Annotated in this window: 3 protein-coding genes; 1 reads left to right on the top strand and 2 read right to left on the bottom strand. The window is 34.0% G+C overall.

What is annotated here, in order from left to right; all coding sequences use genetic code 11:
* Positions 1-2,939: helix-turn-helix transcriptional regulator (locus tag ACESM9_RS13740; protein WP_372999826.1), on the top strand; the 2,939-nt coding region annotated here is incomplete at its 5' end.
* Between the two features lie 72 nt (positions 2,940-3,011).
* Here the strand turns inward: ACESM9_RS13740 and ACESM9_RS13745 are convergent.
* Complete coding sequence (locus ACESM9_RS13745; RefSeq protein WP_372999828.1) at positions 3,012-4,100, bottom strand: GIY-YIG nuclease family protein; 1,089 nt, start codon at positions 4,098-4,100, stop codon at positions 3,012-3,014.
* Between the two features lie 249 nt (positions 4,101-4,349).
* Positions 4,350-5,702, bottom strand: coding sequence for a uracil-xanthine permease family protein (locus ACESM9_RS13750; RefSeq protein ID WP_372999831.1), 1,353 nt, complete (start codon positions 5,700-5,702; stop codon positions 4,350-4,352).
* Between the last annotated feature and the right edge of the window lie 249 nt (positions 5,703-5,951).

The following is a 5,951-nucleotide window of genomic DNA, read 5'->3' on the forward strand; positions in this document are numbered from 1 at the left end:
AATTGAAAGAGGAATCTATACGTGGAATCCAAATACCTGATGGAATTGCAGAGCTTATGTTTGAGAAACTAGAAAACCTTAATGAAGAAACCCGTGATGTTTTAATGCTGGCTTCCTGTATAGGAAATAGCTTTGATTTAGATACAATAGCAACAGTATGTGAAAAGACACAAATTGAAGTTGAAAATCTTCTTCTTCCAGCAGTAATGGAAGGACTTGTTTTACATTCTTCATCATATTGCAATAGTGGGACAAATTGCTATGAGTTTTTTCACGATGTGGTGAGACAAGCTGCCTACTCTTTGCTTTCTCCTGAAGAAAAGAAGAGCACCCATGTTAAGGTCGGCAGGTTAATCTTACAAAATACAAAGCAGGAGGATATAGAAAGCAAATTACTACCCATTTTAGAACATATTAATCGGGGACTGGAATTGATTGTGGATCCTGAAGAAAGGCTGAAACTTGCTGAATATAACTTGGCATCAGGCAGAAAAGCGAAATCCTCTGCAGCATATGATTCAGCCAGAAATTGTTTCAGAGCAGGTATAGAACTTCTACCTTATGATTGTTGGGATAGTAATTATTTATTAAGTTATAACCTTTACCTGGAGCTGGTACAGTGTGAATATCTAGTAGGTGATGTATTAATAGCAGAAGAACTGTTTGAAATGATAATAAGAAATATAAAAACAGAAATTGAACGAGCAGATGTGTATGCTTTGAAAATGATATTGTATGCTGGTGGAGGAAAGTATGATGAAGCGGTAGAAATAGGTATAAACACACTTGAAAAGTTCGGTATTAATCTTCCTAAAAACCCGGGATTATATAGCAATGGAATAGAGCTGTTATTATATAAATGGCATATGCGCAATAAGACTATAAAAGACCTCCTTAACCTGACTGAAATGAAAGATTCGGTACAAAAAAAGATTGCTCAACTCTATATAAGCCTTATTCTTTCAGCATGTACAAGCCATCCGGATTTATATTCATACTGTATTATAAAAATAGGTAACCATGGATTGAAATACGGCAATACGGAAATGACATCCATTGGTTTTATAGGCTATGCAATAACCGAAGGAAGTGTACTTGGAAATTATTCAGCAGGATATGAACTTGGGAAAGTTGCAATTGAACATGCTGAGAAATTTGGCAAAAGTTATACGAAATGCGTTGTATATTTTACCATGGGTGCATTGATACAGCATTGGTTGCGACATGGAAAAGATGGAATACAATATTTGCATAATGCAATAAAATACTCACTTGAAGCTGGAGATGTTTTGATAGCAGGATATTCTTATAGCGTTATTCTTGAAAATAAATTTATTATAGGTACAATACTTGATGAAGTTAAGAGAGAAGCCCAACAATGCAAGAGTTATGCCCGAAGAATGAAACATGAAAACCTCGGCGCTAACACTCTCATATACAAAAAGCATATTAAAAATCTGGCAAACCCTGAATTGAATACAGCATCAGTAGGTATAGATGACTCTGATGAACAACAAATTATAAAACTGGCGAAAGGTGATAAGGCATCTCTGGCAGCTTATTATTATACAAAGCTGCAGATATGTTATTTAATGGGTAAATATGATGATGCCCTTTTATTCGCTGAGAAAGAAAAAAACTGTACAAGTTCAATTATGGGCTTTATGCTGTCTGCGGAATTTATCTTCTATGAATCTCTTTCAATTACGGCTTTATATGATGAGCTTTCTGAGAAGGATAAAAGAAGATTGATGAAAGTCCTTAAGAAAAACCAGAAACAGATGAAAAAATGGTCTGCTTATTGTCCGGCGAATTTTCTTCATAAGTACTTGCTTATTGAAGCAGAGGTCTCACGAATACTTGGAAATAAACAGAAATCTATGGAGCTATATGATAGAGCTATACAATCAGCATATGAAAATAATTATATTCAGAATGAAGCAATCGCCTGTGAATTAGCAGCAAGATTTTACATAGAAATAGGAAGAAATAGAATTGCATTGGCATATATAAATGATGCCTTAAGATTATACAAACAGTGGGGTGCATATGCTAAGGTAGAAAGCCTGAAGAAATGTTATCCAGGTTTCCTGGGGAAAATAGAGAATAAGAAAGAAATGGCAAAAGATTTTCCCTCAGCAAATACTATAAATGATATACTGGTTACGAGTATTACTGAAGATGAAACTCAAGAAGATATAGAGATATATGCTATTCAAAATGAAATAGAAAGCATAATGGAATATTCGGCTCCTGATGAGATATTTCAAAACCTGCTGAAAGCTTTAATTAGAATTACTGATGCTCATAGAGGCTTTCTAATACTTGAAAAGAATGACAAATTATATATTGAAGCAATATTAGAGTCTGATAAAGATACTTGTGATTTTAGAAAGCCTATTGCCTTAGAAAAATGTAACAGGCTTTCAAAAAAGATTGTACGCTATGTAGCAAGAACTCTTGAACCAGTGATAATAAATAGTGATAATGAGTATGGAATATTTGCAAGAGATACATATATTGAAAAGTCAGGTGCAAAATCAATAGCTTGTGTTCCATTGAAGCACAGAGGAATATCTATTGGAGTTTTGTATTTGGAAAACACTTCCCTGGAAGGGGCATTTACAGGTAAATATTTGAAGCATCTGAGATTCTTTGCAGGTCAAATGACTTATATAAAAGCATTGGAAACTTTATTAATAAATGAGGATATAGAAAAAAATGAACAGTTAAATATGGGTGTTGTGGACAATCTTACTGAAAGAGAGATAGAAGTGCTAAGATATATATCATATGGACTTTCTAATAAGGAAATAGGCGAGAGGTTGGATATGACAATAAATACTGTTAAAACCCATATTAAGAATATATATGGAAAGCTGCAAGTGAACAGAAGAGTGCAGGCTGTGGAAAAAGCAAAAAAATTAAATATTGTATAAAGCAAAGGAAACAAAAACTCCGTAGTAGCCTATGAACAAGTTAAGGTATTTTCAGCTTAGCAAAGAATTTAGCTATTGATGCAACAATCTGTCTATTGCTTCATCTATATGAAAGCTGGTGTTATAATGCAGCCAATCTTGAGGGATTAATACATAGCAATCAGGTCTAGACTTCAAATAGCTGAATATAATTTGAGCTTCATCTATTTCCTCTTTGCTCACATAATCATGGGAAGAAGCCACAAAGCTATTGCCAAAGAATACCATAATATGTCTCTTTAATGCCTTTTTTAATTGCTCCAGATCGATGCTATCAAGCGTATATTTTTTGCTAAAAAGAATCTTTATCCCCTTAACTAGAAATATTTTAATAACATCTTTAGTCAATGGTTCTATAATCAGTATATTATTGCAGCTCTCAGCAAATCTTATTGTTTTTGCTCTATTAATAAGAGAACTAGTGCTTTTTATATAATCTCTGTATCTTGCTGCAGTTTCAAAATCAAGCATTTCAGCTGCTTCTTGCATTTTGTATTTTAAATCTTCAAGTATGCTTGAATCATCTCCGTTAAGAAAGGATATGATTTTTTTTACTATGTTATTGTAGTACTCTACTGCAGAATCATTGATACACATTCCAACACATAACCCCAGAGAGTGGTTCAGACATGATGAATCCTTTTTCGTAGATTTGCTGCAAAGTATTTTATAGCACTCCTTTATACCTTGGAGTGCTCTTTCCACGGTGTTTTTATTTTGATAAGGACCGAAATAAATGTTTTGGTCATTTTCGATCAAAACATTTGATATTTCTATGCTTGGGTATACTTCGTCATTTTTTATGACTATATAGATGTAAGATAAGGGAGTCTTCATAAGCCTGTTATACATTGGCTTTAGTTCCTTAATAAGCTTGCATTCAAGGATGAAAGCTTCAAACTCTGTGTCAGTAATGATATAGTCAAAATCCTTTAGATTCTTCACAAGCCTTTCAACTTTAGGAGAACGATCTTTTGAGCCCTGAAAGTAAGTTTTGACCCTATTTTTAAGATTCTTAGCTTTGCCTATATAAATAACATTACCTAGGGAATCTCTCATAAGATAAACCCCCGGCGCTGTAGTAAGATTTTTAACTTTTTCTTCGAGTTCCACATTTATCACCTATTATAAACCTTCATATTTGAACAAATTGATTCAGTTAGTTTTTAATTCAATCTTTATTATAGCATATTTATTTTGAACTCTGCTAAATAACATCAAGATTGTTCACTTTTACACCCGCCTTTTATATAGTTTCATATGATATCTTTTCTATCTATGAAGAGTCTTATACTTAAAAAATACGGGTTAGGCGACATAAGCAACCTAATCCGTATTTTTTTGAGCATTTATAAGATAATCATTAAAAATTTATTTATCTCCAATGGATAGTGCAAGATTTAGAAGTATACCTACAACTGCAGCTGTTGCAATAGCTGGGAGCTGAATGCCAAACATAGGAATCATACCGCCCTCAAAGTTAAAGCTGCCTCCTAGTCCTATTATCAATATTACCGCAATTATTGCCAGATTTTTAGAGCTAAACATATCAACTTTTTTATCCATCATTATGGTTATGCCCTGTGCTGCAATAACACCGAACAAATATATTGAAAGTCCTCCAATTACAGCCTTTGGTATGGAATACACTATATTTATCAGAGGCGTGAAGCAGGATATTATCATGGTTATAATCGCTGCAGCCATAAGTACAGGTACGGAGAAGTTTTTGGATATTGCCATTGCACTTATATTTTCTCCATAGTTTGTGCCTGCTGGTCCTCCAATAGATGCAGATATTATATCGCCTATGCCATCACCGATAAGATTCAAGCCTAATTTATTCTCAATATCATATTTTTTTGTGGAGCCCTTCTTTTTAGCCAAATCATTTACATATATATCAAGCTGATAAATATGGGCTGTTGATTCAGGCACAGTTGCTATAGCTATAGGCATTATTGCAATTACTGCTTGCCATGTGGGCTTAGGAAATGTGAAGATTGGCAAGCTAAGAATACTATTTGAAGTTATTGTGCTGAAATTTACAAATGGTATACCTGTTGCAGCTCCTATTATAAGTGCGGATATATAACCAGTCATTAGCCCGAATAGAATGGGAAGCTGACTAAGTTTGCCTTTTAAGTAAACCGAGTATAATATGGTTGAGAATAAAGTTATTAAAGCGATTATCCATGCCCAGCTTGTTGCTGCTGCCTGGCTTGCTTCTGGAACACTTTGAGGAATTGCTGATGCATCAGCTAATGCAGTAGCGGATAGTGATAAACCTATAATGATTGCAATACTTCCTGTTACAGTAGCCGGTAGGACTTTGTCTATTGCTTTCTTACCACTCTTTCTAATAATAAGACCTGCAGCGATAGATACAAATCCAGACATTATAATTCCAAACTGTGCAATTGATATTTTATCATTTAGAGAATAACCGGCAAATGCATCAGCACTCATTATTGAGGCTATAGCCGCGATGTATGAAAAACTGGAACCATAATAAAGTGGTATTTTCTTTCCTGTAACTAGAATAAAACCTAAAGTTGCAAGACCGCTGGCAAATATTGTTGTGGAAACATGAAAGCCTGTTATCAATGCCACAAGAACTGTAGCAGGAAACATTACCACTATTTGTTGCAGTGCAAATAAAATCAGTTCAATGATTGGTGGTTTTTCATCAGGTAAATAACCTAATACTTTGCTTGTTGTCATAATAATTCCTCCTAAATGTATGATTCTAGTAGCTGAAAAAATCGTAAAAAAAAATCCTGCACACAGCAAGATCACATACATTACCAGCTAGGTATAATTAGTAACCACAGCCGAATATGACAAATCTTACTGGTATCTCTGTACCTAGTTTAAAGATTTTTTTTACTTTTATAATTAAATCACATGAATTAGATTTTGTCAACTTCAGGTTTCATACTGATAGCGTCAATTTACTGTAGGGAAAAGAAG

Origin of the sequence: Lutispora sp. (assembly GCF_041687175.1) — a bacterium.
Classification (GTDB): domain Bacteria; phylum Bacillota; class Clostridia; order Lutisporales; family Lutisporaceae; genus Lutispora.

Bases quoted from the DNA above. Each gene is read 5' to 3' on its own strand.
- ACESM9_RS13750 (WP_372999831.1), bottom strand. From the start codon at position 5,702: ATGACAACAAGCAAAGTATTAGGTTATTTACCTGATGAAAAACCACCA.